A 26521-nucleotide genomic window follows, 5' to 3' on the forward strand; every position below is an offset into this window, starting at 1 on the left:
CGGGGCCGGCGGGGCACGCTGATGCCATGGACACCGCACTGATCGACGCGGCCGGGACGGTCACCGCCGCGGCGGCCCACGGGCCGCCCTGGGGCGCCGGCCCGCCGCCATTCGCCCATCCGCTGATCGGAGTCGCCATGTTCCTCGTGCCCCTGGTACTGATCGCCCTCGGATTCTTCATCGCCACCCGGTTCGCCAAGCGCCGGCCCCCGTGGGCGACGCCGCCGGAGGCCCCCGAGGACGGGGCCAAGCGGGTGCTGGCCGAGCGGTTCGCGCGCGGAGACATCGGAGTCGACGAGTTCATGGAGCGCGCCAGCGTCCTGAACTGGACCCCCGGCAAGTCCCCGGGGGCGCGGACGTGACCGCCCCGGCCGCGGACGCCGCCGCGCCCGGGGCGCCCCGGACATCGGCGGGCTCCCCGGTGCGGCCGGCCCGCGGCCGCCCGGCCGCCCGGTCCCGGCGGCTGCGGCCGGCCTGGCGGGCGGCGTGGGTGAGCGCGCATGTGGTGGCGTCGGTCGGCTGGCTGGGCGTGCACGGGGGCGTGCTCGCGCTGGCGGCCACCGGCCTGGCGGCGGAGTCCTCCGGCGCCGCCGCCGACGCCTACGCCGGAGCGGCCCAGTTGGTGCGGCTGCTGGTGCTCCCCCTCAGCCTCACGGCCCTCGTGACCGGGCTGGTGCTGGCGCTGGGCACCCCGTGGGGGCTGTTCCGCCACTACTGGGTCGCCCTCAAGCTCGGCTTCACCGCGCTGCTCGTCGCGGGCAGCAACCTCAGTCTGGGCCCGATGGTGCTGGACCTCGCGGCGGCCACGGCCGGCGGCGCGGTCCTGCCGCCCGGCCCGGACCGCGCGCAGCCGGTCGTCGCGCTGTCGGTCGCGCTGACACTCCTGCTGGCATCGACGCTGCTGTCGACGGTCAAGCCGTTCGGCCGGATCCGGCGCCCGGCAACGGAGGGGTGACGGGTGCGGGCCGCCGCCCGCGCCCGTCGCCGCCCTAGCCGACCTCGCGGTCCTGGTCGCGCAGGCTGCCGATGATCGCCTCGATGTCGTCGTCACTCACCCGGTCGGCGATGCCGGTATCGACCACCAGGGTGAACGCGCGCACCGCGTTGTCCTCGCGGGGGTTGGGGACGGCCACGGTGTGCACCTCGGCGGTCGGCGGCTCGCAGGTGCCATCGGGGTCGGCCAGGGTGACGTCGACGACGGCCCGGTGGCCGGTGAGCCCATTGCCGGCGAACTCCTCGACCGAGCGCAGCTCGGCCCGGGGCTCCCCGGCGTCGGTGTGGAAGCTCTCCTCGCCCCAGGTGAGGGCGACCCCCTCGGCCATGTCCTCGGTGTCCTGCGTCTCCAGCAGGCCCTGGACGCCGGCGGCGGCCCGGTTGCCCCACCCCGGGCAGGGGGAGTCGAGGTAGATGGAGGCGGCGCCCATGGCGGTCACCGGCCCGCCTTCGCCGTCGTCGCCGACGCTGATCAGCTCGCCTCTGACCCGCCATCCCTCATCGTAGGTGGGGACCTCGTAGACGAGCCCCCAGTCGTCGGCCGCGGCGGTCCGCCATCCGGGGTTGATGAGCGCCTCGTCGGGGGAGGGCGACGGCGTGGGCGTGGGTTCGGGGGCGTCGTCGGCGGCCTGGGCGGTGGGCGGGTCACCGTCGGGGGACGGGTCGGGCGCCGCGTCGGGCCGGCCGGGCCCCCAGCGGTCCCAGAGCACCAGGACCGTCGCGATCAGCACGGCGACCAGGATGACGGTGAGGACGCTCACCACGAGCGGGCTCGTACCGCGGAGGGAGGGCGGCGATCCCCAGCCGCCGGAGTGGTTCTGCCATGTCACGGCACGACTTTAGATGATCCGCCCGGTCGCGCCCGGTCCGCCCGTGGCCGGGAGCGGTCAGTCGGGCCCGCGCAGGGCCGCGCGCGCCACGTCGACGGTGGTGGTGCGGTAGGCCGCGCCGTAGAGGCACACGTGCACCAGGAGCGGGTGCAGCTGGTGCAGGGGCACCCGCGCCCGCCAGCCGGCCGCCAGCGGCGCCGCCTCGTTGTAGGCGTCGCGGACCCGGTCCAGGTGGGGCAGGCCGAACAGGGCGAGCATGGCGAGGTCGGCCTCGCGGTGGCCGCCGTGGGCCGCGGGGTCGACCACCACCGCGCCGTCGTCCTGCCAGAGCACGTTGCCGCTCCACAGGTCGCCGTGGATGCGCGCGGGCGGCTCGGGCTCGCCAGCGAGGTCGGCCACCGCGTCGATGACCTTCTCGACGATGCGCACGTCGGGCGGCGTCAGCGCCCCCCGGTCCGCCGCGCGGCGCAGGAACGGGGCCAGCCGCCGCTCGGCGTAGAACTCCGGCCAGTCGTCCGACGGGGTGTTGTCGAGCGGCAGCGGGCCGATGAAGCCGTCACGGCTCCCCCCGAAGGAGTCGGCCCCCGAGAGGTGCATGCCGGCGAGCCGGTGGCCGAAGCGCTCCGCGGCCTCGGGGGTGGGCGGCCGCTCCTCCACCCAGGACAGCACCAGCGTGCGGGGGTCCCACCCCCACACATCGGGCACGGGCGAGCCGAAGGAGCGCCCGAGCCAGGACAGGCCCAGCGCCTCGGCCTGGAACATCCCGGCGAAGGGGGCGTCGTCGGCACCGGAGCCGAGGGCCTTGACGAACAGCGGGGTGCCGTCGGCCAGTTCCGCCCGGTACAGCTCCCAGGCGTGGCTCGCCCCCATGGACGCCGCGCCGGCGACCTCGCGCCCGGTCAGATCCGCGACCCGCGCCGCGACAGCCTGCTCCACCGCCGCCTACCGCGCGTCGCCCGCGCCGGGCACGGCGGCGAGTTCGCCGACGAGCCCCTTGGACGCGGCCTCGATCATGTTCAGCACGGTGCCGAACCCGTCGTCACCGCCGTAGTAGGGGTCGGGGACCTCGGGGTTGGGGCCGCTGCCCGGCGCGAAGGAGCGGAACAGCCGCAGCCGGCCGGGGTCGAGCCGGTCGGGGGCCAGGCGGCGCAGCTCGTCGATGTTGTCCAGGTCCATGGCGAGGACGAGGTCGCGCTCGGCGAACCACACGGGGTCGAACCGCCGGGCGGTGTGGCCCGTGGGGTAGCCGTGCACCCGCAGGGTCGTGGCGGCGCGCTCGTCCATGGGGGAGCCGATGTGCCAGCTCCCCGTGCCGGAGCTGTCGACGGCGACGGCCGCGCCGAGCCCGGCGCGTTCGAGGTCGGCGGAGAGGATCTTCTCGGCCATCGGGGAACGGCAGATGTTGCCGAGGCAGACGAGGCTGATGCGGTACGGCCCGTCGGGATCACGCGGTTCGGGCAGGCTCATGGTGCCTACCGTAACGCCTGACCGGCGCGGAGGCGGTGACCCGGCACGGTCCGTGCCGGTCCGCCGGCGGGCTCAGACCTTGGGCAGGCGCACCACGGTGACGAAGAAGTCGTCGATCTGCCGGACCACCCGGATGAACTGGTCGAAGTCGACCGGCTTGGCCACGTACGCGTTGGCGTGCAGCCGGTAGCTGCGCAGGATGTCCTCCTCGGCTTCGGAGGTGGTCAGCACGACGATGGGGATGTGCGAGAGGGACTCGTCCTTCTTGACCTCTTCGAGGACCTCGCGGCCGTCCTTGCGGGGCAGGTTGAGGTCGAGCAGGATCAGGTGCGGCTGCGGGGCCGTGGCGTACTCGCCCTCGCGGCGCAGGAAGCGCATGGCCTCGACGCCGTCGGAGACCACGTGCAGCCGGTTGCCGACCTTGTGCTCGTGGAACGCCTCCTTGGTCATCAGGACGTCACCGGGGTCATCCTCGACCAGCAGCACCTCGATCGGTTGCACCAAGTCGCCCTCGCTCAATGTCCTCGTCCTCAGACCTTCTCGTCGTCCCACTGCGGGTGCGGGGTGTCGTCGGCGTCGGCCGTGACGGTCGCCGCGGTGTCGTCACCGGAGTCGGTGTCGACGTCGGCGGGCAGGGACCAGCATATTCGGGTTCCCGGTTCGTCGCTTTCGGTGTCCAGCCAGATGCGCCCGCCGTGGAACTCCACGATCTTCTTGCACATGGCCAGGCCGATTCCGGTCCCCCCGTACTTGTCCCGGGTGTGCAGCCGCTGGAAGATGACGAAGACGCGCTCGGCGTACTGGGGCTCGATGCCGATCCCGTTGTCGGCGCAGCAGAACACCCACTCGTCGCCGCGCCGCTCGGCGCTGAGGTGCACGGCCGCCGGGCGGTCGCCGCGGAACTTCACGGCGTTGCCGACCAGGTTGAAGAAGACCTGGGTGAGCAGGGTGCGGTCGCCCACGACAACGGGCATCTCGTCGCCGGTGACCACGGCGCCGGCCTCCTCCAGCCGGGCCTCCAGGCTGCTGAGGGCGTCGCCGAGCGCGGCGTTGAGGTCGACGGCCGTGAAGCTCTTGGTCCGGCCGACCCGGGAGAACGCCAGCAGGTCGTTGATGAGCGTCTGCATGCGCTTGGCGCCCTCGACCGCGAAGTCGATGTAGGAGTCCGCCCGGTCGTCGAGCTGCCCGCGGTAGCGGCGCTGGAGCAGCTGGCAGAAGCTGGCGACCTTGCGCAGCGGCTCCTGGAGGTCGTGCGAGGCGACGTAGGCGAACTGCTCCAGCTCCAGGTTGGAGCGCCGCAGCTCGTCGGTCTGGCGCTCCAGGAGTTCCGACTGCTCTTGGAGCTTGCGGCGGGCGGCGCCCACCTCGTGCAGGTCCTTGACGATGCGCTCGCGCATCGCGTCGACGTCGCGTCCCACCCGTTCGAATTCGGGTGGGCCGTGTAACTGGATGCGGTGGGCGTAATAGCCCTCGGAGACCTGCATGAGGTGGCTGGCCAGCTCGTCGAGCGGGCGCAGCACCCAGTTCTGGAGCATCACCCACAGGAACCCGGAGAGCACGATCACCACCACGCCGACCAGGATGAGCAGTGCCACCACCTGCTGGGTGGCGACCGTCAGGCCGTCGCGGGCCTGGATCAGCTCCTGGGCGATGCGCGTCTCGGCCGAGACCCCGGCCGAGCGCACGTCGTCGAAGCGCTCGCGGCCCAGGCGGAAGTCGGCGTCGCTGACCTCCTCGCCCTCGCGCACCTTCTCCAGGGTGGGGTCGGCGAAGTCCTCGGTCCACGCCTCGCCGGCTTCGAGGAGGCGGTTGATGTCGGAGTCGACGTCGCCGTTGTCGCCGGCGATCGCGCGCAGCGCCGGGAGGCTCTCTGCGAGCGACTGGCTGCCCTGCTCGTAGGGCGAGAGGAATTCGAAGTCGGAGGTGAGGGCGTAGCCCCGGATGCCGTTGTCCTGGTTGAGGTAGGCGGCGAGGGTCTGCTGCACGGCGTTCTGCGCCGGGGTGAGCTGGTCGACCTGGCGGGCCAGCGAATCACGGGCGTTGAACGCGGCGAACGTGATCGTGGACACCGACGTGACCAGGATGACCGCGACCGAGGTGAGCAGGACGGTGACCCGGCGCCGGAGGGACCAGCGCTTCACCCCCGCCCTCCGTGCGTGAGCAGCAGCATGGCGACGTCGTCCTGCAGCGGGCCGCCGTTGCGGCGCTCGGCCTCGTCGACCAGGTGCTCGGGCAGGTCCACGATCGAGGTGCCCTGGGCCAGGGTGCCGGTGAGGATGGTCCGCAGGCCGGCGACCCCCAGGCGCTCGGGCGGGCCGCCGTCGTAGGCGTCGACCAGGCCGTCGGTGTAGAGCATGAGGGTGGCGCCGCGCGGGAACGCGAACTCCTCGACCTCGGTCTCGGCGACGTCGGGGAACACGCCCAGCGGCGGGCGCGGCGAGGCCGCGATCTCCTCGACCACGCCGTCGAAGAGTGCCAGCGGCGGCGGATGGCCCAGCAGCCGGATCCGGGCGCGCTCGCTTCCGGTGTCCAGGCTGGCCTGGCACAGGGTGGCGTACATCTCCTCCTGCGCGCGCTCGCTGATGAGGATCTGCTCCAGAGCGGGCAGCACGTCCCCCTCGCCGACGCCGCCCATGACCAGGGCGCGCCAGGCGATGCGCAGGCTCACGCCGAGGGCCGCCTCGTCGGGGCCGTGCCCGCTGACGTCGCCGACGATGACGTGGGTCGTGCCGTCCTTCTGCACGGCGTCGAAGAAGTCGCCGCCGACCAGGGCGCGCTTGCGCCCGGGGCGGTAGAAGGAGCGGTGGGTCAGGGGGGAGTCGTCGAGCAGCACCTGCGGGAGCAGGCCGCGCTCCAGGCGCATGTTCTCGCGGGCGTACAGCTCGGCCTCGCGCAGCTGGCGGGTGTTCTCATCGGCGCGCTGGCGTTCGACGGAGTAGCGCAGGCTGCGCGCCAGCAGCGAGCCGTCGACCTGGCCCTTGACCAGGTAGTCCTGGGCTCCGGCGGCCACGGCGGCGACGCCCTCGTGCTCGTCGTTGAGGCCGGTGAGCACGACGACCGCGGCGGACCGGGCCACGGTCAGCACCTCGCGGAGCAGGCCCATCCCCTCGGCGTCGGGCAGGTTGAGGTCGAGCAGGACGCAGCCGCGGAACGAGGGCAGGTGCTCGCGGGCCTCGGCGAGGGTGGGCACCCAGGTGATGCGCGTGGTGAGCGCGCTGTCGGCGAGCAGCTCCTCGACGAGGAAGGCGTCCTGGGTGTCGTCCTCGATGAGCAGGATGTCGACGGCCTCAAGGGGCGCGTCGGCACTCCGGTCGGCGACAGCACCGTCGGCGCGACCGGCCTGGGCCGGTCCCGCTGATTCGGGATCCGTCATCGTCACGGGATCGTGTCCTGGTTTCCTGGTATCCACACATCGCCTCTACGTCGACCGGCCGTCCGGCGCGGAGCCGGGCGGGAGCGCCCCGGGGCGGTGTCCTCGCGGTCTCATTCGGCAGTCAAAAGATAATGTCGCGGCGACCCACGCCGCCATCGGGATTGCACGAGAGACATCCAACGTCGCCTACGGGAACCCTGGCCCGGATGCCCCGTCACTCAGGCGCGCGCTCATCAGCGTACCCGCATACCATCCCACGGCATTTCCTGACACCGTGTCGCCTTCCACTTGACAGCCGCGGAACCCTTGATGACAAGATGTCAGAAACACGCGACCACCGGCCCGGAACCGGGAAGACGGGGAGTGCGAGAGTGAGTACCGGCAGCGCATCGTCCGACGACACACCGGCCGTCTTCTCCACTCGCCTCAAGGCCGCGACCTGGGACGCCCACCACGAGGCCGAGCAGCAGGGCTTCACCCGCGCGCTGCTCGACGGCAGCCTCCCGCGCGAGGGCTTCGCCGCGATGGCCGCCCAGCACTACTTCGCCTACACCGCCCTCGAAGAGGTCGGCCGCGCCCTCGCGGACGACCCCGTGGCGGCGGCCGTCGTCGACCCCGCCCTCTTCCGCGTCCCGGCGCTGGAACGCGACCTCGCCGCCCTGGTGGGACCCGACTGGCGCGACCTCGTCTCCCCCTCGCGCCCCACCCGCACCTACGCCGCCCGGATCGAGCAGATGGCCGACGACCCCGCCGGCTACATCGCCCACCACTACACCCGCTACATCGGGGACCTCTCCGGCGGCCGGTTCATCCGCCGGGCCGCGGCGCACGCCTACGGGCTCACCGACGGCACCGGGCTGGCGTTCTACGCGTTCGACCAGGTGGGCAGCCTCCCCCGCTTCAAGGAGGGCTACCGCGCCCGGATCGACGCCCTGGGCCTCGACGAAGCCGCCCAGCGCCGCGTGGTGCGCGAGACCCGGCTCGCCTACCAGCTCAACACCGAGGTCCTCGCCGACCTCGAACGCACTCACACGACCGGTCTCGCTGCGTGACAACGGCATGCCACCATAGGGGCCATGCCGAAGATCTCCGCTCCGACCATCGCAGCGCACCGCGCCCAGACCCGCGAGCGCATCCTCGAAGCCGTGGCGGCCCTGACCCGGGCCCAGGGCATCGACGAGATCTCGATGACCGACGTCGCGGCCGAGGCGGGGATCACGCGCACGGCCCTGTACAACTACTTCCCTGACAAGCCCGCCCTGCTGCTCGCCTTCACCGAGCAGGTCACCAGCGGCTTCGTCGAGCGCTACCGCCAGGAGCTGCCCACCGACGCCACCGCCTCCGAGCGGCTGTCGGCGTTCATCCGCTTCCAGCTCGAAGGCATCGCCGAGCACCCCCATCCCGACGCCGCCGAACTCGGCGCGAGCCTGGGCCCCGATGCCTACCAGGCGCTGGCCGACCACGTCGCGCCCATGCAGGCCCTCCTCGTGGGCGTCCTCGGCGAGGGGGTGCGCTCGGGGGAGTTCGCGCCGTTGGCCGAGGAGGAGTCCACCGCCCGGTTCATCCTGGCCCTCATCGGCTCCCAGCGCGTGCCGCTGCTGCGCGAGGAGACCACCCCGGCACGCGCACACGAGCTCGTGACCGCCTTCACGCTCGCGGCCCTGGCCCCGCGCGGCTGACCGGCGCACACCGGCCCCCGGACCGGTCACGGTGCGTGATATCGGTGCGCACCCAACCCGCCCGAACGGCGCCGCCCCCTCCGCCGACCGCCCCGCCTGCGGCAGAATCGGGCTCCACCCCCGCCGTTCGCCCCGGAGGAGGCAGCAGAACCGTGTCGCTCACGCTGATCCTCGTCGGCGCCGCCCTGGTCGCCGTCGCCCTGTTCAACCGCGTTCCCGCCCTGCACGGCAGGCCCGGACGGCGCACACCCGGGTTCGCCCCGGCCCGCCTCACCGAGGCCGGCCGCGCCACGCTGACCACCGTCGGCGGCAGCCTGCTGATCATCGCGTTCTTCCTGGCACTGTCCGGGTTCTGAGCGCACCCGCGCCGGCGGCCGGAGGACGCGCCCCCGCCGCGGTTCAGCGTCCCCCGCGCAGCAGCCCGCGCGCGACCGCCGCCGCGGCCAGCGCCCCCGTGGCTGCCGCCGCCGCGGCCACCGCCTCGCGGCGCCTGCGGCTCCGCTGCGCGGCATCGGCCGCGGCACGCCGCTGCTCCACACCGAACGAGCCGCCGCACAGCTCCGGGTCCAGCTCCAGCGGGCGCCAGCACGGGGGCCAGGTGGCCAGCGGGCGCGCCGGAGCCGGCCGCGCCGCCGACAGGCGGAGGGTCCCGCCCGGCGACACCCGGGGTTTGAGCCGGACCGTTTCCGCGGGCGCTGCGTGAACGGCCAGGGGGGCGGGACCGGTGTACCGCAGCTCCCCGGGGGCGTTGCGCAGCAGCTCGGCGAGGAGTTGCGCGCAGGCGCGGGCGTCGCCGAGCGCCGTGTGCTGGCCCGTGGGCCAGTGGCCGTTCAGCGCGTGGCTGGCCCTGGGCAGCGAGTACCGGTCCAGGCCGACCTGGGAGCGCAGGGCGCGCAGCGTGCACAGCCCGGGCAGCGCCGCCGGCAGGCCGGCGGGGACGAACTCGGCCTCCAGGAAGCGGCCTTCGAAGTCGAGCTTGTGCCCCACCAGGACGGCGTCCGAGACCAGTTCCGCCACCACCCCCACGAGGTCGCCCACCTTGGGCGCGCCCACGACGTCGCTCTGCCCGATGCTGTGGTGGATCTGCCCGGTCACCGGGCCGCCGGGGTCGACCAGCGTGGTGAACTCCCGCAGGACGCTGCCGTCGCCGCGCATCCGGATCACCGCGATCTCGCAGATGCGGGCGCCCTCGGCGGGGTGCAGCCCGGTGGTCTCGACATCGATCACGGCGTAGTCGAGCCCCCGGGCGGCCGTGCCCGGCCGGCCGCGGGTCAGCGTCCCCATGCGCAGCGCGCTCCGGCCGCCGGGGCGGGAGTCCAGCACGTCGTCCATCTCCCCTGTCGGTCGGAGCCGGATCGCACCGCCCCCTGCGGTCCGCGGAAGACAGGACCGGGGGGCTGGGCCCGACCCTATGCCACCCGCGGGAAGAGCGCCGCCGTTCGGGGCGTTTATGCTCTCGCTGGCGCATCCAGGCGCCCGGGGGCACCGCGCGCCGGCGGCGCCGCCCGCACCCCGCGTCCCGCCCGATGGCGACAGGAGGCCCTCCATGCCCGACACCGCGGTTCCCGGCTACGTACCCCTCGCCGAGGTGGTCCGCTCGGGGTTCCGGGAGGGCGTGCACTACGGGGCCGTGATCGGGCTGGCCGCCGACGGGACCGCGGCGTACCGGCGCGGGCCGGCGGACGCGCCCATGTTCCCCCGTTCCGCCGCCAAGCCCTTCCAGGCGCTGGCGGCCCTGCGCGCCGGGGCGCCGTTGTCGGGCCCCGCACTGGCGATCGCCGCGGGCAGCCACAGCGGACAGGACATCCACGTCGAGGCGGTGCTCGCGACCCTGTCGGCCGCCGGGCTCGGCGCGGACGACCTGCGCTGCCCGCCCGACCGGCCGATGGGCGGGCGGTTCCGCGACGCCATGCTGCGCGCGGGGGGCGAGCCCACGCGCACCCTAATGAACTGCTCGGGCAAGCACGCGGCCATGCTGGCGGCGTGCGTCGCGCGGGGCTGGAGCACCGGCGACTACCTCGACCCCGGCCACCCCCTCCAGGTCCTGGTCCGCGCGACCATCGAGGAACTGTGCGGCGAGCCGGTGGCCCACACCGCTGTCGACGGGTGCGGCGCGCCGCAGATGGCGGTCTCCCTCGCCGGGCTGGCGCGGGGGCTGCGCGCGATGGCGGTGGCTCCCGGGGGGACGCCCGAGGCCGCCGTCATCACCGCCATGCGCGAGCACCCCGAGTACGTCGCGGGCGAGGGCCGCGACGACACCCGGCTCATGCGCTCCCTGCCCGGCCTGGTCTCCAAGATCGGTGCCGAGGGGGTCATCGCCATGGCCACGCCGGCGGGCGAGTCGGTCGCCGTCAAGATCAGCGACGGCGACCCGCAGACCCGGGCCCGCACCGCCGTGGCGCTGACGGCGTTGGAGGCGCTGGGGGTCGACATCGGGCCCGTTCGCGACATGCTGTCCGTGGACGTGCTGGGCGGCGGCGCCCCCGTGGGCGCCGTCCGGCCGCTCCCGGCCCTCGCCGGGCCATAGCCGACCCCGGGCCGCCGGCCGCGCCCGCCTCCCCCGGTTCCCGGTCCGGTGGGGCCCGCCGACCGGGGGACGGCGCCGGCCGCGCCCGCGCCCGCGCGTCGGACCGCCGCTCGGAACACGAAGGCAGAGGAAAGGACGGACCATGCGTCGGATCGTCATCGCAGGCGCCGGAATGGCCGGGCTGCACACCGCGGAATCGCTGCGCGCCGAGGGCTTCGACGGCACTATCACCCTCGTCGGCGACGAGCCGCACCGCCCCTATTCCCGCCCCCCGCTGTCGAAGGAGATCCTCACCGGCAAGGGCACCGACAAGAGCCTGGTGCTGCGCGAGGACGCGGAGTTCGCGGCGCTCGACCTGGACCTGCGCCTGGGCCGGCGCGCCGAGCGGCTGCGCCCCGGCGACCGCGCGGTGGAGCTGGACGACGGCTCATCGGTCGTCTGCGACGGCCTGGTCATCGCCACCGGCGCGCGGGCGCGGCGGCCCGCCACCGGCCTGGCCGGGGTGCACGTCCTGCGCACCATCGACGACGCCGAAGCGGTGCGCGCGGCCTTCGGCTCCGCCGGGCACCTGGTGGTGGTCGGCGCGGGGTTCATCGGCGCCGAGGTGGCGGCCAGCGCCCGCGCGGCGGGGCTGGAGGTCACGCTCGTCGAGGCGGCGCCCACCCCGCTGACCCGGGTGATCGACCCCCGGGTGGGCGGGGTCCTCACCGAACTGCACCGCGACAACGGTGTGGACGTGCGGCTGGGCACCGGTGTCGCGGGTTACGAGGGCGCGGGCCGGGTGGAACGGGTGCGGCTGGCCGACGGCTCGGCCGTCGAGACCCCGCTCGTGGTGGCGGGTCTGGGCGTGGAGCTCAACACGGGCTGGCTCGCGGGGTCGGGGGTCCGGCTCTCGGACGGCGCGGGCGCGGTCCTCTGCGACCCGTTCTGTGCGACCTCGGTGCCCGGTGTGGCCGCGGTCGGCGACCTCGCCGACTGGCCCCACCCCCGGTACGGCGGCCGGATGCGACTGGAGCACTGGACGAACGCGGGCGAGCAGGCCGCGGTGGCGGCGCACAATCTCCTGGCCGGGGAGGGCGCGCGGCGCCCCTACACCCCGGTCCCCTACTTCTGGTCCGACCAGTACGGGATGAAGGTCCAGCTCCTGGGCCAGGCCGCACCCGCCGACACCGTGGAGGTCGTGCACGGTGCGGCCGAGGACCGCAAGTTCGTGGCGTTCCTCGGCCGGGCCGGGCGGCTGGTGGGGGTGCTGGGCCTGCGCTCGACCCCGAAGGTGATGCGCTACCGCGGGCTGCTCGCCGAGGAGACCTCGTGGGAGGACGCGCTGGCCGCGGCCGGGGTCAGCCCTCGATCTTGATGGCCTGCTTGGGGCACATCCGCGCGGCCTCCTCGACCTTGTCGCGCCACTCCTCCGCGGGCTCCTCCTGGAGCACGTAGAGGAAGTCGTCGTCGCGGACCTCGAACACCTCGGGCACGATGCCCATGCAGACCGCGTTGCTCTCGCACAGGTCGAAATCGACGTTCACCCGCATGTGGCACTCCTCACTCATCTCGGCAGGGCTCCGAGCCTAGCGCCCGCGTGCGCGGGCCGAGCCGGGGCCGTGGCGCCGGGAAGCCCTGGTGGCCGGACGCTCCGGTGTCAGGAGTCCGCGAAGGCGTCGGTGGCCGAGATGAGGCGGTCCAGGATGCCGGGCTCGCTGTACGCGTGCCCGGCGTCGTCGACGATGTGGAACTCCGCCTCGGGCCACGCCTCGCTCAGGTCGAACGCGGTCTTGGCGGGGGTGCACATGTCGTAGCGCCCCTGCACGATGACGCCGGGGATCCCGCGCAGGCGGTCGGCCCCCGCGAGGAGCTGTCCCGGGGTGAAGAACCCGCCGTGCACGAAGTAGTGGTTCTCGATGCGCGCGAACGCCAGCGCGTAGTCGTCCTCCGCGTGGCGGGCGATGACGCCGGGGTCGGGCCGCAGCGAGATCGCCGACCCCTCCCACACGCTCCAGGCCCGCGCCGCTCTCAGCCGGACCTCGGGGTCGTCGGAGTTGAGCTGGAGGGCATAGGCGCCGATCAGGTCGTCGCGCTCCTCCTCGGGGATGGGCTCCAGGTAGGTCTCCCACACCTCCGGGAACACGAACGACGCCCCGCTCTGGTAGAACCAGCGCAGCTCCTCGTTGCGCAGCGTGAAGATCCCCCGCAGGATCAGCTCGGTCACCCGCCCCGGGTGCTGCTGGGCGTAGGCCAGGGCCAGCGCGCTCCCCCAGGACCCGCCGAACACCTGCCACCGCTCGACCCCCGCCATCGAGCGCAGCAGCTCGATGTCGTCGAGGAGGTGCCAGGTGGTGTTCTCCTTGAGATCGGTGTCGTGGAGGGCGGCGTGCGGCGTGCTGCGCCCGCAGTTGCGCTGGTCGAACAGCAGGATCCGGTAGCGCTCCGGATCGAAGAGCCGCCGGTGCTCGGGAGAGCAGCCGCCTCCGGGCCCGCCGTGCAGGAACACGACCGGCTTGCCGCTGGGGTTGCCGCAGAGCTCCCAGTAGATCCGGTTCCCGTCACCGACGTCGAGCATTCCGGAGTCGTAGGGCTCGATCGGCGGGTACAGCGTGCGCATGGGAGTGGCGCCCTTCTAGCGGGTAGCAGCGGGTAAGGACGGGGCAAGACTTGAATATCAGAGGTGACCGGTGAGTTCGGCCTTCTTCGCCCCGAATTCCGCACCGGTGACGAGACCTTCACCATCCGGTCGGGCCGGCCCCCGGCGGCGTCCTGCACACCGGCCCCGGGCGACCTCCCGGGCGGGCGGCACCACAGAGGCTAGAGTGACGGGAGTCACATATCATAAGCGGAGGTTGAGCATGTCGAGCACGGCCATGGGTGGGTTCCGCTCCGCACGGGACTTCCTGCTGGAACACCGCGATGACCAGGAACGCGCCGTCAGAGGGTTCCACTGGCCGCGGCCCGACCGGTTCAACTGGGTGCTCGACCACTTCGACCCCGCCGCCGCCGAGCACCCCGACCGGACCGCCCTGTGGATCGTGGCCGACGACGGCTCCGAGGCCCGGGCGACCTACGGCGAGATCGCGGCCCGCTCCCACCAGGTCGCCAACTGGCTGCACGCCCAAGGCGTGCACCGCGGCGACCGGATCCTCATGATGCTCGGCGACCAGATGGAGCTGTGGGAGACCATGCTCGCGGCGATGCGGCTGGGCGCGGTCATCATCCCCGCGACCCCGCAGCTCACCGAGGACGACCTCGCCGACCGCCTCCAGCGGGGCGGGGTCGCGCACGTCGTCGTCGACGCCCCCGACACCGGGAAGTTCGCGGACCTGCCGGGGCACTGGAGCCGGATCTCGGTGGGCCGGGTCGAGGGGTGGCTGTCCTATGGCGACTCCGAGCACGCCGGGCTCGACTTCACGCCGGCTCATGAGACCCGCGCCGACGACCCGCTGCTCCTCTACTTCACCTCCGGCACCACCGCGCGGCCCAAGCTGGTGCGGCACACGCACGCGTCCTACCCGATCGGGCACCTCACCACGATGTACTGGATCGGCGTTCGCCCCGGCGACGTGCACCTGAACGTCGCCTCCCCCGGCTGGGCCAAGCACGCCTACAGCAGCCTCTTCGCGCCGTGGAGCGCCGGCGCCACCGTCCTGGTGGTGAACCAGGACCGGTTCGACGCCGCGCGCCTGCTCGACCGGATCGTGGGATGCGGCGTCGACACGTTCTGCGCCCCGCCGACGGTATGGCGGATGCTCATCCAGGCCGACCTGGGCCGCTGGAACGTCCCCATCCGCGAGGCGGTCGCCGCGGGCGAACCGCTCAACTCCGAGGTCGTCGACCGCGTGCGCGACGCCTGGGGGGTGACCGTGCGCGACGGCTTCGGGCAGACCGAGACCACCGTCCAGGTCGGCAACGGGCCCGGAGAAGAGGTCCGGCCCGGATCGATGGGCCGCCCGATGCCGGGCTTCACGGTGGTCCTGGAGGACCCCGTCACCGGCGAGACCGGCGACCACGGCGAGATCTGCCTCGACCTCGCCGACGCGCCGGTGGGCCTGATGACCGGCTACCTCGACGACGACGACCGCACCGCCGAGGTGATGCGCAACGGGCGCTACCACACGGGCGACGTCGCCTCCCGCGACGCCGACGGCTACATCACCTACATCGGGCGCAGCGACGACATCTTCAAGGCGTCGGACTACCGGATCTCCCCGTTCGAGCTGGAGAGCGTGCTGATCGGGCACGAGGCGGTCGCCGAGGCCGCCGTCGTGCCCGCCCCCGACCCGGTGCGGCTGGCGGTGCCCAAGGCCTACGTCACGCTGGTGGACGGGGTGTCCCCCGGCCCCGAGGTCGCCCGGTCGATCCTCGGCTACTGCCGCACGCACCTGGCCTCCTACAAGCGCGTCCGCCGGGTGGAGTTCGCCGAGCTGCCCAAGACCGTCTCCGGCAAGATCCGCCGGGTGCAGCTGCGCACCGCCGAGGAGGACCGGCGCGATGCGCCGCGCGGCGAGCAGGAGTACCGGGAGGAGGACTTCCCCGGGCTCAAGGACGAGCTGCCCTAGCGGCCCCGCACGGCGGAGCGCCCGGGCCGCCGCTCCCGGCCGGCCGGGAGCGGCGCGGAGCCGGGGAGCGGGGCGTCCGCCCAGTTCCCGGGGCGTTAGGGTGCTGAGTGGGCCGTCGGAGAAGGAATGGGAACGCATGCCGAGCACCAATGACACACGGGTCGTCGACTACCAGCCGCTGGTGGCGCCCCGCGACATCCTCGCGGAACTGCCGATGGGGCCGGAGCGCACGGCTCTGGTCGAGGACGCGCGCGCCGAGGTGAAGCGCGTCCTCGACGGCACCGACGACCGCCTCCTGGTGATCGTGGGGCCGTGCTCGGTGCACGACCCCGATGCGGCGCTGGACTACGCCCACCGGCTCAAGGGGCTGATCCCCTCGCTGGGCGCGGACCTGTGCATCGTGATGCGGGTCTACTTCGAGAAGCCGCGCACCACCCTGGGCTGGAAGGGCCTGATCAACGACCCCGGCCTCGACGAGAGCCACGACGTCCACCGCGGGCTGCGCACCGCCCGCAAGCTGCTGCTGGACATCGGGTCGCTCGGGGTGCCCTCGGGCACCGAGTTCCTGGACCCGATCACCCCGCAGTACATCGCCGACGCGGTCACGTGGGGCGCCATCGGGGCGCGCACGACCGAGAGCCAGGTGCACCGCCAGCTCGGCAGCGGGCTGAGCATGCCGGTCGGGTTCAAGAACGGCACCGACGGCGACGTGCAGGTCGCGGTCGACGCCTGCGGCGCCTCGGCGGCCTCGCACACGTTCTTCGGGGTCGACCTGGCGGGCGCCGGGTCGGTCGTGGTGACCTCCGGCAACCCCGACTGCCACGTGATCCTGCGCGGCGGCCGCTCCGGTCCCAACTTCGACGCCGACAGCGTGGGCGCGGCGCTGGGCACCATCGAGCGCGCCGGCCTGCCCCGGCGGGTGATGATCGACGCCAGCCACGCCAACAGCGGCAAGGACCACACCCGCCAGCCGGGGGTCGCCGACACCATCGCCGCGCAGATCGCCGGCGGGCAGCGCGGCATCACGGGCGTCATGCTGGAGAGTTTCATCGAGGAGGGCGCGCAGAAGCTCGGCGACCCCGCCGACCTCGCCTACGGCACGTCCATCACCGACGCGTGCATGGGCTGGGACACCACCGCCGACGTCCTCGCCCGCCTGGCCGAGGCCGTGCGCAAGCGCCGCACCCTCTGACCCGCCGCGGGCCGCCGCCCGGCGCGGCGGCCCGCACGCTCCCCTGTGATCCGCGCGGAAAACCGGTTGACCCGCCCGCGAGGATCGACCCATGACCGAGAGCCCTACCGCCGCCCGCCATCCGGGCCGCGGCCGGCAGGAGATCTACGCCGACCACGACGACGCCACACTGGTCGTCTACCAGGCCTACCCCCCGGCCATCGCCGACGCCGCCCTCGCGGCCGGGCGCTTCACCGGCCCGTTCAAGCGGGAGCGGATGACCTGGATCAAGCCGTCCTTCACCTGGATGATGTACCGCTGCGGATACGCCGCGAAGCCGGGGCAGGAACGGGTGCTCGCGATCCGGATCCGGCGGGAGGGGTTCGCGTGGGCGCTGCGCAACGCCTGCCTGAGCCACTACGACCCGGACCGCCACGGCGGCGACCGCGCCGCCTGGAGGCAGGCGCTCCGGCAGAGCCCCGTCCGCGTCCAGTGGGACCCCGAGCGCGGCCTGCGCGGCGACCCGCTCGGCCACCGCTCGATCCAGATCGGGCTCTCGGGTGCGGCGGTCGCCCGCTACGTCGACGAGTGGACCACCACGATCACCGACATCACCCCCTTCGTGCGCGACCTGCGCGCCCTGGTGGCGGCGGCACGGCTCGACGAGGCCCGCGCCCTCCTCCCGGATGAGCGGCCCTACCCCGCCCCCAGCGGGTCCGGAGGCGTCTGCTGACCCCCCGCTCGCGCCCCGGGCCCCGCACTGGGCGGCGCGCGTCCGCGCTGCTACGCTGGTCGCGGTCGCCGAACCCGCACGGGAGAGCGCCCGCGCAGCCGGCGCGGGCCGCCGAAGGAGCAAACCCTCCCCAGAGAACCTCTCAGGCGCGCCGGACCGTGCGGGCGAGACCACTCTGGAAAGCAGGGGCCCGCGCCCCTCGCCGAAGGTGCAAGCCGATCACGCCCCCGGGCGCGGCGAAGCTCTCAGGCACCCATGACAGAGGGGGAGGATGACAGTGCATTTCGCGCTTGTGCCGAAACGACGCCCATCCTCTCGGGAGTGCCGATGACAGCGCCTGGCAACGATCCCTCAGCCCCTCGCCGGACACCGCTCCACGACGTCCACGCGGATCTGGGCGCGACCCTCGTCGACTTCGCCGGCTGGATCATGCCGCTGCGCTACAGCGGCGAGCGCGCCGAGCACACGGCCGTGCGCGAGCGCGCCGGGCTGTTCGACCTCTCCCACATGGGCGAGATCCACATCACCGGCCCCCAGGCGGCCGACCTGCTCGACCACGCGCTCGTCGGCCACCTGTCCAAGGTGACCACCGGCCGCGCCCGCTACACCATGATCACCGCCGACGACGGCGGGGTGCTCGACGACCTCATCGTCTACCGGCTGGCCGACGACGACTTCCTGGTGGTCGCCAACGCCGCCAACTCCGGCACCGTGTCCCGCGCGCTGACCGACCGCGCCGCCGGGTTCGACGCGCGGGTCGAGGACCGCTCCGCCGAATACGCGCTCATCGCGATCCAGGGGCCTGAGGCCGCGGCCATCCTCGCGCCGCTCACCGACGCCGACCTCGCGCAGATCCGCTACTACGCCGGCTACGCGCACACCGTCGCCGGGCACCCGGTGCTGCTCGCCCGCACCGGCTACACCGGCGAGGACGGCTTCGAGATCTTCATCCGGCCGGGCACCGACGCCCCGGAGATCTGGGCGGCCCTGCTCGCCGCGGGCGAGCCCCGCGGCCTGGTGCCGGCCGGGCTGTCGGCGCGCGACACCCTGCGGCTGGAGGCGGGCATGCCGCTCTACGGCAACGAGCTGACCGCCGGCACCACCCCGTTCGACGCCGGCCAGGGGCGGGTCGTCAAGTTCGACAAGCCCGGCGACTTCGTCGGGCGCGCCGCACTGGCCGAGGCCGCCGAATCCGGCCCGGCGCGCCGGCTCATCGGGCTGGTCGCCCGCGGCCGCCGCCCCCTGCGCAAGGGCAACGACGTCCTGCTCGACGGCCGCCGGGTGGGGGTCACCACCAGCGGGGCGCCGTCGCCCACGCTGGGACGGCCCATCGCCATGGCCTACGTCGACGCCGATGTCGACACCGCGGCCGGCGGCTTCGTGGTCGACGTCCGGGGGCGGGGCGAGGAGGTCGACGTCGTCGAGCTGCCCTTCTACACGCGCAAGGCGTGACCCTCCGTCCGCCCCCTCCACATGTCCACGTGTCCCCAGGCCGCACCGCCCCGCCGGCCCCGCCCCGCGCCACCGGGGCCCGGGCCGGGCGGCGCCGCCTCCACTCGTTCGCCGGCCCGCCGTTCCGTTGCACCGGAGGCGGCCGACGGATGCGGGGCGCCCCGCCCATCCGGCAGAATCCGGCGGGTGGGCGGTCACGGCCCGCACACATCGGCAGGTCAGGGCCGCGTGCCCCCAGGTCACGCCGTGCCGGATAATGGAACACCTCCAGGAGAGTTGAATTGAGCGTCCCCGCGGAGCTGAACTACACGAAAGAGCACGAGTGGGTGTCCATCAGCGATGGCGTCGCCACCGTGGGCATCACCGCGTTCGCCGCCGAGTCGCTGGGCGACATCGTCTTCGTCGAGCCGCCGGAGTCCGGCACCGCCGTCACAGCGGGTGAGCCGTGCGGCGAGGTGGAGTCGACCAAGTCGGTCAGCGACCTCTACGCCCCGGTCGACGGCGAGGTCGTCGAGGTCAACGCCGACGCCGTCGCCGACCCCGAGGTCATCGGGGCCGATCCCTACGGACGCGGCTGGCTCTTCAAGGTCGAGATCGCCGGGGAAACGTCCGACCTGCTCTCCCCGGAGCAGTACACCCAGCTGACCGAAGGCGAAGGTTAACCAGATGCCGTCCGAGAACCACCTCCTCGACCAGTCACTCGCCGACCTCGACCCCGAGGTCGCGGCAGCGGTCGGCCAGGAGCTGAGCCGGCAGCGCGACACCCTGGAGATGATCGCCTCCGAGAACTTCGCCCCGCGGGCGGTCCTGGAGGCGCAGGGCACCGTCCTGACCAACAAGTACGCCGAGGGCTACCCGGGCCGCCGCTACTACGGGGGCTGCGAGTACGTCGACGTCGTCGAGCAGCTCGCGATCGACCGCGCCAAGGAACTGTTCGGCGCCGAGCACGCCAACGTGCAGCCGCACTCCGGTGCGCAGGCCAACACCGCCGTCTACTTCGCGCTGCTCAAGCCCGGCGACACCATCCTCGGGCTCGACCTCGCCCACGGCGGCCACCTCACCCACGGCATGCGGATCAACTACTCCGGCAAGATCCTCAACGCCGTCGCCTACCACGTGCGCGACGAGGACGGCACCGTCGACTACGACGAGGTCGAGGCGCTGGCCAAGGAGCACCGGCCGAAGATGATCGTGGCCGGCTGGTCGGCCTACCCGCGCCGGCTCGACTTCGCGCGGTTCCGCGAGATCGCCGACAGCGTCGACGCGCTGCTCATGGTCGACATGGCGCACTTCGCCGGGCTCGTCGCGGCCGGCCTGCACCCCAACCCGGTGCCGTTCGCCGATGTCGTCACCACCACGACGCACAAGACGCTCGGGGGCCCCCGCGGCGGGCTCATCCTGGCCAAGGCCGGGCTCGGCAAGAAGATCAACTCCGCAGTCTTCCCCGGGATGCAGGGCGGGCCGCTGGAGCACGTGATCGCCGCGAAGGCGGTCGCGCTGAAGGTGGCCGCGGGCGAGGAGTTCGCCGACCGGCAGCGGCGCACGCTCACGGGCGCCCGGCTGCTCGCCGAGCGCCTGACCCGGCCCGACGCCGCCGAGGCGGGCGTGAACGTCCTCACCGGGGGCACCGACGTCCACCTCGTCCTGGTCGACCTCGTGCACTCCCAGCTGAACGGGCAGGAGGCCGAGGACCGGCTGCACGAGATCGGGATCACGGTGAACCGCAACGCGGTGCCCAACGACCCGCGTCCGCCGATGGTCACCTCCGGGCTGCGCATCGGCACCCCCGCCCTGGCCACCCGCGGCTTCGACGACGCCGACTTCACCGAGGTCGCCGACATCATCGCCGAAGCCCTCAAGCCGGGCTACGACTCCGCGGCCCTCCGGGCCCGCGTCGACGCCCTGGTGGCCAAGCACCCGCTCTACCCGGGCCTGTAAGGCTCCGGCCCGCCCTCGGTGCGGCGAGCGGGCACCCCGCCCGGCCGCCGCACCGGGGCACACGACCGACCCCGGCGACCCCGGTCGTGCCATCGAGAACACCCCGCGCTCGCACGCGCGCACCGTCGAGAACACCCGCGCCGCACCTGGGCGCACCCGAACGAGCACACCCGCCGTGGGATGCGGGCGCCCCGGCGGGCATCCAGGAAGCACCTTCACTCCACTCCGCTCCACCCCACCGCACCAAGCTCGCGAGCCGTCCACGAGGAGGAGGGCCGGGCCCATGGCCATCAGCGTCTTCGACCTGTTCACAATCGGCATAGGGCCGTCCAGCTCGCACACCGTCGGGCCGATGAAGGCCGCGCGGACCTTCACCGCGGGGCTCGCCGGCGACGGCCTGCTCCCCCGCGTGGCGGGGGTGCGGGCGGAGCTGTACGGATCGCTCGCCCTCACCGGGAAAGGGCACGGCAGCGACCGCGCCGTCATCCTGGGGCTGCTCGGCGAGACCCCCGAGGGGATCGACGTCGACGCGGTCCCCGGCCTGCTGGAGGACGTGCGGTCCCGCGGGCGGCTCCGGCTGCCGGGCGGGCACGAGATCGCGTTCGACCCGGCCGCCGACGTCGACATGCGGCGCCGCGAGAGCCTGCCGGGCCACCCCAACGGGATGTGCTTCCGGGCGTTCGGCGACGACGGTGCCGAACTGCGCTCGCGCGTCTACTACTCGGTGGGCGGCGGGTTCGTGGTCGACGAGGCCGCGGCCGGCGCCGACCGCATCGTCCCCGACGACACCCCGCGCCCCTACCCCTTCACCACGGCGGCCGAACTGCTGGACCTGTGCCGCGAGACCGGCATGTCCATCAGCGCGCTGATGCTCGCCAACGAGCAGGCGTTCGGGCGCACCCCCGGCGAGATCCGCGCGGGCCTGCTGGAGATCTGGCAGGCCATGCGGCGGTGCGTGCGGCGCGGCGTCAGCACCGAGGGCACCCTGCCGGGCGGGCTGAAGGTGCCCCGGCGCGCGCACCGGCTCTACCGGCAACTGGGCGGACGCTGCGACGACCACGGGCTGCTGGCCCCCGAGTCCGTCGATACCAGCGACCCGATGCACGGCAGCGACTGGATCACGCTGTACGCGCTGGCGGTCAACGAGGAGAACGCGGCGGGCGGCCGCGTGGTGACCGCGCCGACCAACGGCGCGGCGGGCATCGTCCCGGCGGTCCTGCACTACTACACGCACTTCACCCGCGGCGCCGGCGACGACGGCGTCGTCCGCTTCCTGCTCGCCGCGGGCGCGATCGGCATCCTGTTCAAGGAGAACGCGTCGATCTCGGGCGCCGAGGTCGGCTGCCAGGGAGAGGTCGGCTCGGCGTCGTCGATGGCCGCCGGCGGGTTCGCGGAAGCACTCGGCGCCACACCGGCCCAGGTCGAGAACGCCGCCGAGATCGCGATGGAGCACAACCTCGGCCTCACCTGCGACCCCATCGGCGGCCTCGTCCAGGTCCCGTGCATCGAGCGCAACGCCCTGGCGTCGGTCAAGGCGATCAGCGCCACCCGCATGGCGATGCGCGGCGACGGCAGCCACTTCGTCTCCCTCGACAAGGTCATCAAGACCATGCGCGACACCGGCCGCGACATGCACGACAAATACAAGGAGACCAGCCGCGGCGGCCTCGCCGTCAACGTCATCGAGTGCTGAGAGACGCAACACCGGTACCCGAAACCGGACCACCCACACCGATCCAGCCGAGTGGGCTACGGATCGCGGCTAAGGCGGTGACAAGTGACTAACGTGGGCCGCATGCCCTCAAAGCGCATCACCGTCTACGCAGATGCTGAAGACCTCGCAGTCATCAGGGAAGCCGCGCGCGGCCGCGGCGTCACCGATTCCGAGATCATTGTCGAAGGGATCCGGCTGGCAACCATGCCGATCCGCGTCTTGGACGAACCGCTCAACGGGCGCGTATGGGACGGCGATCAGGGGTCCGTTGGAGAGGGCTCCGCGCTCGCGTCCGGAGACGAGCCCCGCCGCTGATCCGCCTTCACCGCCTCGGGCCGTGTCTGCGTCGACGTCGGCTGGGCACGCGTCGCGCACGGCGCGTATCGGTCTCGTCTCAGTCGTATACGGATGACCTGTGTCCCAGATGCACGACGATGACCACGAGATGCCCTTGGTCGACGGTGTAAACCACCCTGTAGTCGCCGACGCGAAGACGCCTGTGGCCTGGGAAGCCCACCATCACCTTGGTATCGAACGCGAACGGATCCGATTCGAGTTCGGCAAGTTTGCGCAGGATGGTCATGGCGTGCTCTCGCGGAATCTTGCGGAGCTCTGCCTGGGCTTCGATCTTAAAGACGGTCGAATACTTACTCATCACGCGCCAAGGTCTCGGACATCACCTCGGCCAACGAAACCGTCGGGGAGTCGCGGCGCTCATCTATGAGCCGCCGCAACTCGTCCTCGTCTCTCTGTCTCGCCTGCTCCAAGACCTCCATTGGGACGAACGCGCCCACGGCTCTTCCATTGCGCGTGACGACCGTGGCGTCACCGGCCTTCGCTCGATCGATGGCCTCGGACAGGTGCGTGCGGAACTCACGGGAAGAAACAGTTTGCGTCATGACCACAGTGTAACCTGCGCAAATTGTGTACACAATCGCTCAGTGAAGCTCGATGCCAGGACACCCACGCCCATGGCGGGCCCTGTGTCCGGTGGTGGCCACTCGATGCGGGGGATTGAGGCGGTTCGGGATGATGGGCGGGGGGTGACGCGGCGGGGGGTGGTTCGGTGATGAGGAGGGACCGTGGACCTGAAGGACCACTATCAGCGGCTGCTGGACGGGATCGGGCTGGCGATCCAGGCGGCCGATGACGCGTTCCCGCTGCACCCGCCGTTCCGGCGGCTGCTGCACCGGTGGGCCCAGGAGGAGCTGTCCGGCCGGAAGGGCGACATCGACTGGTGCGACTCCACGCAGGATCTCGCCGATGTGACCAGCGGCCTGCTGACGTTCGCGCGGGACTACACCGAGCTACGGCGCTCCCTGTTCTCCGACCATCTGCACCTCGGTCCCGAGCCGCCGTGGCGGATCGTCGGATCGCCGCACGTCCGGCGGCTCGCGGTGCGAGTCCCGCTGTCGTTCTACCGCGAGGCCGCCGACCACTTCGTGCTCCGCGTGGTCGGCGCCGCGCAGGCCGACGTGCGGGCGTGGGAGTTCACCGTGCTCACCCGCGCCGCGGGCACCGACCGGGACGACCGGTTCACCCTGACGGCCGGCACCGATGTCGTCGTCCACATCCCGGCCGAACTCAGCGCCCGCCCCGACTGGACCGAGCAGGCGTTCTACGGCCTGCGCTGCCTCACCGGCGACGCCCTCAACCTCCGGCCCTTCCCTGAACTGTGACCCCCGCGCCGGCCACAGGCTCCCTTGGGCCGTCAGCTCTGGACGGCGGCGGGGTCCATCCACATGACCTCCCAGATGTGGCCGTCGGGGTCCTGGAAGCTGCGGGCGTACATGAAGCCGTGGTCCTGGGGGTCCCTGGCGAAGGAACCGCCCGCCGCGAGGGCCTTGTCGGCCAGGGCGTCGACCTCGGAGCGGCTGTCGGCGGACAGGGCGATGATCGACCCGGTGTGGGTGGCGGGGTCGGCGACGGGCTTGGGGGTGAAGGTCGAGAAGAAGTCCCGGACGAGCAGCATGACGAAACCCTCGTCACTGATGATCATGCACGTGGCGTTCTCATCGGTGAATTGCGGGTTGAACGAGAACCCGAGCTCGGTGAAGAAGTCGACCGAGGTCTTCAGGTCCTTGACGGGCAGATTCACAAAGATCTTCGTGGTCATGCCCAGAACGTAACAGCGCCCTACGACACAATCCCCGGTACGACATGCGTCGGACGGCCGCACGCCTCCGCCGACGTGCACACCCCTTCAGGCCCGCGTGCGGGGACGGGGGGGTTCCGGGCGGGCCGGTGGGGATCCGCGGCGGGCACGTTCGCGGCGTATCGCCCGGTCACGAGGGGTTCGCGCGGAATTTCCCGGCCGCCCCGCCTGGACGGGAACGCAGGTCGGCTACGGTGACGTGACGGAGCGACGACGATAGGGGTGTGCGTGGGCAAGCGCCTGGTGCTGTGGGACATCGACAAGACCCTGGTGGACATGGACGACCTCGGGTTCGAGATCTTCTCGGCCGCGTTCGCCGCGTATTCCGGGCTGGCCGGCCACACCGATACCCGCGGCCCCGGCCGGACCGAATGGCAGTGGTTCCACGACACCCAGCTCGCCAACGGCATCGAGCCCGCCGACGGCGCCTTCGAGGAGTACCTGCGGATCCAGGACCCCATGTTCGAGGCGCGCAGAGCGGAGTTCGCCCGGCGCGGGCACGTCCTGCCCGGTGCCCGCGAGGCCCTGCTCGCCTGCGCGGACGACCCCGACATCGTGTCGTCGATCCTGACGGGCAACACCCGGCGCAACGCCGAGCGCAAGCTCGCCGCGTTCGGCCTGGACCACCTGGTGGATCTGTCGGTGGGCGGCTACGGCGACGACCACATGGACCGCCCCGAACTCGTCCGCATCGCGCGCCGTCGCGTCTCCGAGCACACCGGGGTGGAGTTCACGGCCGATACCACCGTGCTCGTCGGCGACAGCCCCAACGACGTCCTCGCGGCGCTGCACGGCGGGGCCCGCGTCGTGGCGGTGGCCACGGGGATCACCGACGCGGCGGCGCTGCGCGCCGTGGGCGCCCACACCGTGCTCGACGACCTGTCCGACACTGCCGCGGTGCTGCGCTCCCTGCGCGGCTGACGGAGGTCGCTCCTCGGATTCGACTCGGAAGGCCGCTCGTCTCGGGGCGGTCGGCCCTCCGACGCGCTTCACCGCGGCGGCCGGTCCGGTGCTCCCCCGCGAGGCCGACGTGGCCGCCACGGCCTTCCGCCCCGGGGGCCGCGCGTCCCTTCATCACCCCGGTATTCGCGACGCGGCCGACCCGTCATGCGTCCCAGTAGGCCCCCGCCCCGCTCGCGGATGGCGGGGCGTTCCCGCAGCCCCTACCCGGCGGGCGGCCTCCGCGGCCTCACTGGCGGTGCGACCGGTGCGACCGGTGCGACCGGTGCGCGCCGGCGCGAACGCCGGGGCGGGGGGAAAGAGTTCGGAGCGGTACCGGTGGCTCCCCCCAGATACCTCCGGTACCGCCCCTCCAGGGTGGTCTGTGTGAGCCGGCCGGGTGCCGGCGGTGCGGTCGGCGGGTGGTGCCGGCCACGGGTCGGGCGGGTGGGCGTTCCGGGGACCTCGGTGGTGCCGTCGCCCGCAGCAGGACCGCTGCCGGCCGCCGCTCCGGCCCCCCTGCGCGCCGCGGGTTCGCCGACACCTCGCCGGACGCGCCGCCGCACGGCGGGCACGTCCTCGTCGGCGTCCGGCGCGACATCCGGCCGGACGCTCGGGCCGCGCCGGGAGCCGGTCGGCCGGCACCGTGCCCGGCGCATTCCGGGGTACCCGCCGGCTTCATCGTCGAACGGTCCGCGCGCCGCCCCCCGCACGGTCCCGGCCGACGCGGCACGCGCTCGTGGTGCGGCGGCGACGGCCCGTTTCCGGCCCTTGTCGCAGGTCCCGGCGCCGATCCGTGATCTCCAGCGTACCCGGGGATCGGTGCTCGCGCCGGACTCCGCCACTGTTCTTTCCGGACGGACCCGTACGGACACCCGCTCCGGCCGCGGCGCCGAGGCGGAGCGACCCTGTTCGCGTGTCCGGCCCGCAGCTCTCGCGCCGCCGATGAGGGCCGCCCGCGCACCGCCGGTGACAATGGCCCCCGCGCCGCCGGTGAGGGCCG

At 73.2% G+C, this 26521-nt stretch carries 29 protein-coding genes and 1 riboswitch; of the genes, 17 read left to right on the forward strand and 12 right to left on the reverse strand.

All coding sequences use genetic code 11. The features are described 5' to 3' along the window. Positions 1-26 precede the first annotated feature (26 nt). Positions 27-362 carry an SHOCT domain-containing protein gene (locus ACFO4E_RS00570; protein ID WP_378570409.1) on the forward strand — a complete coding sequence of 112 codons (336 nt, stop codon included), beginning with the start codon at positions 27-29 and terminating at the stop codon, positions 360-362. Positions 363-490: 128 nt separating this feature from the next. Further along, on the forward strand, positions 491-955 hold the full coding sequence (locus ACFO4E_RS00575; RefSeq protein ID WP_378570411.1) for a hypothetical protein: 465 nt from the start codon (positions 491-493) through the stop codon (positions 953-955). Between the two features lie 34 nt (positions 956-989). Here the strand turns inward: ACFO4E_RS00575 and ACFO4E_RS00580 are convergent, their stop codons facing one another. From ACFO4E_RS00580 to ACFO4E_RS00605, 6 genes are all read right to left on the reverse strand, one after another. Further along, a complete protein-coding gene (locus tag ACFO4E_RS00580; protein ID WP_378570413.1) occupies positions 990-1823 on the reverse strand; it encodes a DUF8017 domain-containing protein in 834 nt (277 codons plus the stop codon). A gap of 57 nt (positions 1824-1880) precedes the next feature. Then, a complete protein-coding gene (locus tag ACFO4E_RS00585) occupies positions 1881-2693 on the reverse strand; it encodes a fructosamine kinase family protein (RefSeq protein WP_378570912.1) in 813 nt (270 codons plus the stop codon). Positions 2694-2765: 72 nt separating this feature from the next. Continuing rightward, a complete protein-coding gene (locus ACFO4E_RS00590; RefSeq protein WP_378570415.1) occupies positions 2766-3290 on the reverse strand; it encodes a low molecular weight protein-tyrosine-phosphatase in 525 nt (174 codons plus the stop codon). A 72-nt stretch (positions 3291-3362) separates the two neighbouring features. Next, positions 3363-3776, reverse strand: coding sequence for a response regulator (locus tag ACFO4E_RS00595; RefSeq protein WP_378570914.1), 414 nt, complete (start codon positions 3774-3776; stop codon positions 3363-3365). 44 nt (positions 3777-3820) lie between these two features. Beyond that, positions 3821-5431, reverse strand: a complete 1611-nt coding sequence (locus ACFO4E_RS00600) for a sensor histidine kinase (protein WP_378570417.1) — start codon at positions 5429-5431, stop codon at positions 3821-3823. Then, positions 5428-6669 (reverse strand): PP2C family protein-serine/threonine phosphatase, encoded by a 1242-nt coding sequence (locus ACFO4E_RS00605; RefSeq protein WP_378570419.1) that lies wholly within the window; start codon positions 6667-6669, stop codon positions 5428-5430. The genes ACFO4E_RS00600 and ACFO4E_RS00605 overlap by 4 nt, the downstream gene beginning before the upstream one ends. A 365-nt stretch (positions 6670-7034) precedes the next feature. Between ACFO4E_RS00605 and ACFO4E_RS00610 the strand changes: the two genes are divergently transcribed. From ACFO4E_RS00610 to ACFO4E_RS00620, 3 genes are all read left to right on the forward strand, one after another. Continuing rightward, positions 7035-7715 (forward strand): biliverdin-producing heme oxygenase, encoded by a 681-nt coding sequence (locus ACFO4E_RS00610; RefSeq protein WP_378570420.1) that lies wholly within the window; start codon positions 7035-7037, stop codon positions 7713-7715. Positions 7716-7739: 24 nt separating this feature from the next. After that, positions 7740-8342, forward strand: coding sequence for a TetR/AcrR family transcriptional regulator (locus ACFO4E_RS00615; RefSeq protein WP_378570421.1), 603 nt, complete (start codon positions 7740-7742; stop codon positions 8340-8342). A 152-nt stretch (positions 8343-8494) separates the two neighbouring features. Next, positions 8495-8698, forward strand: coding sequence for a hypothetical protein (locus tag ACFO4E_RS00620; protein ID WP_378570423.1), 204 nt, complete (start codon positions 8495-8497; stop codon positions 8696-8698). A 43-nt stretch (positions 8699-8741) separates the two neighbouring features. Here the strand turns inward: ACFO4E_RS00620 and ACFO4E_RS00625 are convergent, their stop codons facing one another. Then, complete coding sequence (locus ACFO4E_RS00625) at positions 8742-9674, reverse strand: 3'-5' exonuclease (RefSeq protein ID WP_378570425.1); 933 nt, start codon at positions 9672-9674, stop codon at positions 8742-8744. A gap of 214 nt (positions 9675-9888) precedes the next feature. Between ACFO4E_RS00625 and ACFO4E_RS00630 the strand changes: the two genes are divergently transcribed. Both ACFO4E_RS00630 and ACFO4E_RS00635 read left to right on the forward strand, forming a co-directional pair. Next, on the forward strand, positions 9889-10869 hold the full coding sequence (locus tag ACFO4E_RS00630) for an asparaginase (protein WP_378570427.1): 981 nt from the start codon (positions 9889-9891) through the stop codon (positions 10867-10869). Between the two features lie 142 nt (positions 10870-11011). After that, entirely contained in the window at positions 11012-12226 is a 1215-nt protein-coding gene (locus tag ACFO4E_RS00635; RefSeq protein ID WP_378570429.1) for an NAD(P)/FAD-dependent oxidoreductase, read from the forward strand. On the opposite strand, the gene ACFO4E_RS00640 is transcribed toward ACFO4E_RS00635, so the two are convergent. Then, positions 12210-12401 (reverse strand): ferredoxin, encoded by a 192-nt coding sequence (locus ACFO4E_RS00640; protein WP_378570431.1) that lies wholly within the window; start codon positions 12399-12401, stop codon positions 12210-12212. The genes ACFO4E_RS00635 and ACFO4E_RS00640 overlap by 17 nt on opposite strands. Before the next feature lie 107 nt (positions 12402-12508). Beyond that, the gene (gene pip / locus ACFO4E_RS00645; RefSeq protein ID WP_378570433.1) at positions 12509-13468 is read right to left on the reverse strand and encodes a prolyl aminopeptidase; all 960 of its coding nucleotides are present in this window, start codon (positions 13466-13468) and stop codon (positions 12509-12511) included. Positions 13469-13709: 241 nt separating this feature from the next. On the opposite strand from pip, the gene ACFO4E_RS00650 reads away from it, so the two are divergent. The 8 genes from ACFO4E_RS00650 (at position 13710) to ACFO4E_RS00685 (ending at position 22739) form a co-directional block, all read left to right on the forward strand. Then, positions 13710-15416, forward strand: a complete 1707-nt coding sequence (locus ACFO4E_RS00650) for an AMP-binding protein (RefSeq protein ID WP_378570435.1) — start codon at positions 13710-13712, stop codon at positions 15414-15416. A 136-nt stretch (positions 15417-15552) separates the two neighbouring features. Next, positions 15553-16608 carry a 3-deoxy-7-phosphoheptulonate synthase gene (locus ACFO4E_RS00655; RefSeq protein WP_378570437.1) on the forward strand — a complete coding sequence of 352 codons (1056 nt, stop codon included), beginning with the start codon at positions 15553-15555 and terminating at the stop codon, positions 16606-16608. A 91-nt stretch (positions 16609-16699) separates the two neighbouring features. Continuing rightward, complete coding sequence (locus ACFO4E_RS00660; RefSeq protein WP_378570439.1) at positions 16700-17320, forward strand: DUF4291 domain-containing protein; 621 nt, start codon at positions 16700-16702, stop codon at positions 17318-17320. Between the two features lie 165 nt (positions 17321-17485). Beyond that, a riboswitch (glycine riboswitch) is annotated at positions 17486-17592 on the forward strand. A gap of 55 nt (positions 17593-17647) precedes the next feature. After that, positions 17648-18772 (forward strand): glycine cleavage system aminomethyltransferase GcvT, encoded by a 1125-nt coding sequence (gene gcvT, locus ACFO4E_RS00665; protein WP_378570441.1) that lies wholly within the window; start codon positions 17648-17650, stop codon positions 18770-18772. 281 nt (positions 18773-19053) lie between these two features. Beyond that, on the forward strand, positions 19054-19434 hold the full coding sequence (gene gcvH / locus ACFO4E_RS00670) for a glycine cleavage system protein GcvH (RefSeq protein ID WP_378570442.1): 381 nt from the start codon (positions 19054-19056) through the stop codon (positions 19432-19434). A gap of 4 nt (positions 19435-19438) precedes the next feature. Next, on the forward strand, positions 19439-20710 hold the full coding sequence (glyA, locus tag ACFO4E_RS00675; protein WP_378570444.1) for a serine hydroxymethyltransferase: 1272 nt from the start codon (positions 19439-19441) through the stop codon (positions 20708-20710). Positions 20711-20993: 283 nt separating this feature from the next. Continuing rightward, a complete protein-coding gene (locus tag ACFO4E_RS00680; protein WP_378570446.1) occupies positions 20994-22403 on the forward strand; it encodes an L-serine ammonia-lyase in 1410 nt (469 codons plus the stop codon). Positions 22404-22505: 102 nt separating this feature from the next. Then, a complete protein-coding gene (locus tag ACFO4E_RS00685; protein WP_378570447.1) occupies positions 22506-22739 on the forward strand; it encodes a ribbon-helix-helix domain-containing protein in 234 nt (77 codons plus the stop codon). A 79-nt stretch (positions 22740-22818) separates the two neighbouring features. Here ACFO4E_RS00685 and ACFO4E_RS00690 read toward each other — a convergent pair whose 3' ends face one another. Continuing rightward, positions 22819-23079 carry a type II toxin-antitoxin system RelE family toxin gene (locus ACFO4E_RS00690; protein WP_378570449.1) on the reverse strand — a complete coding sequence of 87 codons (261 nt, stop codon included), beginning with the start codon at positions 23077-23079 and terminating at the stop codon, positions 22819-22821. After that, a complete protein-coding gene (locus tag ACFO4E_RS00695; protein WP_378570451.1) occupies positions 23072-23323 on the reverse strand; it encodes a type II toxin-antitoxin system Phd/YefM family antitoxin in 252 nt (83 codons plus the stop codon). The genes ACFO4E_RS00690 and ACFO4E_RS00695 overlap by 8 nt, the downstream gene beginning before the upstream one ends. A 183-nt stretch (positions 23324-23506) precedes the next feature. Here ACFO4E_RS00695 and ACFO4E_RS00700 point away from each other — a divergent pair, with 183 nt between their 5' ends. Continuing rightward, entirely contained in the window at positions 23507-24103 is a 597-nt protein-coding gene (locus tag ACFO4E_RS00700) for a hypothetical protein (RefSeq protein WP_378570453.1), read from the forward strand. Between the two features lie 32 nt (positions 24104-24135). On the opposite strand, the gene ACFO4E_RS00705 is transcribed toward ACFO4E_RS00700, so the two are convergent. Beyond that, a complete protein-coding gene (locus ACFO4E_RS00705) occupies positions 24136-24540 on the reverse strand; it encodes a VOC family protein (protein WP_378570455.1) in 405 nt (134 codons plus the stop codon). Between the two features lie 267 nt (positions 24541-24807). Here ACFO4E_RS00705 and ACFO4E_RS00710 point away from each other — a divergent pair, with 267 nt between their 5' ends. Beyond that, complete coding sequence (locus tag ACFO4E_RS00710) at positions 24808-25500, forward strand: HAD family hydrolase (protein ID WP_378570457.1); 693 nt, start codon at positions 24808-24810, stop codon at positions 25498-25500. The last annotated feature ends 1021 nt before the right edge of the window (positions 25501-26521 follow it).

This window comes from Nocardiopsis mangrovi, assembly GCF_042653925.1.
Lineage (GTDB): Bacteria > Actinomycetota > Actinomycetes > Streptosporangiales > Streptosporangiaceae > Nocardiopsis_B > Nocardiopsis_B mangrovi.

What these genes read in the sequence shown, in the direction of transcription:
- ACFO4E_RS00570 (WP_378570409.1), top strand. Translation starts at nt 27, where the DNA reads ATGGACACCGCACTGATCGACGCGGCCGGGACGGTCACCGCCGCGGCG.
- ACFO4E_RS00585 (WP_378570912.1), bottom strand. Translation starts at nt 2,693, where the DNA reads ATGGGGGCGAGCCACGCCTGGGAGCTGTACCGGGCGGAACTGGCCGAC.
- ACFO4E_RS00590 (WP_378570415.1), bottom strand. Translation starts at nt 3,290, where the DNA reads ATGAGCCTGCCCGAACCGCGTGATCCCGACGGGCCGTACCGCATCAGC.
- ACFO4E_RS00615 (WP_378570421.1), top strand. Translation starts at nt 7,740, where the DNA reads ATGCCGAAGATCTCCGCTCCGACCATCGCAGCGCACCGCGCCCAGACC.
- ACFO4E_RS00625 (WP_378570425.1), bottom strand. Translation starts at nt 9,674, where the DNA reads ATGGACGACGTGCTGGACTCCCGCCCCGGCGGCCGGAGCGCGCTGCGC.
- ACFO4E_RS00630 (WP_378570427.1), top strand. Translation starts at nt 9,889, where the DNA reads ATGCCCGACACCGCGGTTCCCGGCTACGTACCCCTCGCCGAGGTGGTC.
- ACFO4E_RS00635 (WP_378570429.1), top strand. Translation starts at nt 11,012, where the DNA reads ATGCGTCGGATCGTCATCGCAGGCGCCGGAATGGCCGGGCTGCACACC.
- ACFO4E_RS00640 (WP_378570431.1), bottom strand. Translation starts at nt 12,401, where the DNA reads ATGCGGGTGAACGTCGATTTCGACCTGTGCGAGAGCAACGCGGTCTGC.
- pip (WP_378570433.1), bottom strand. Translation starts at nt 13,468, where the DNA reads ATGCGCACGCTGTACCCGCCGATCGAGCCCTACGACTCCGGAATGCTC.
- ACFO4E_RS00650 (WP_378570435.1), top strand. Translation starts at nt 13,710, where the DNA reads ATGTCGAGCACGGCCATGGGTGGGTTCCGCTCCGCACGGGACTTCCTG.
- ACFO4E_RS00655 (WP_378570437.1), top strand. Translation starts at nt 15,553, where the DNA reads ATGCCGAGCACCAATGACACACGGGTCGTCGACTACCAGCCGCTGGTG.
- ACFO4E_RS00660 (WP_378570439.1), top strand. Translation starts at nt 16,700, where the DNA reads ATGACCGAGAGCCCTACCGCCGCCCGCCATCCGGGCCGCGGCCGGCAG.
- gcvT (WP_378570441.1), top strand. Translation starts at nt 17,648, where the DNA reads ATGACAGCGCCTGGCAACGATCCCTCAGCCCCTCGCCGGACACCGCTC.
- glyA (WP_378570444.1), top strand. Translation starts at nt 19,439, where the DNA reads ATGCCGTCCGAGAACCACCTCCTCGACCAGTCACTCGCCGACCTCGAC.
- ACFO4E_RS00680 (WP_378570446.1), top strand. Translation starts at nt 20,994, where the DNA reads ATGGCCATCAGCGTCTTCGACCTGTTCACAATCGGCATAGGGCCGTCC.
- ACFO4E_RS00685 (WP_378570447.1), top strand. Translation starts at nt 22,506, where the DNA reads ATGCCCTCAAAGCGCATCACCGTCTACGCAGATGCTGAAGACCTCGCA.
- ACFO4E_RS00690 (WP_378570449.1), bottom strand. Translation starts at nt 23,079, where the DNA reads ATGAGTAAGTATTCGACCGTCTTTAAGATCGAAGCCCAGGCAGAGCTC.
- ACFO4E_RS00695 (WP_378570451.1), bottom strand. Translation starts at nt 23,323, where the DNA reads ATGACGCAAACTGTTTCTTCCCGTGAGTTCCGCACGCACCTGTCCGAG.
- ACFO4E_RS00705 (WP_378570455.1), bottom strand. Translation starts at nt 24,540, where the DNA reads ATGACCACGAAGATCTTTGTGAATCTGCCCGTCAAGGACCTGAAGACC.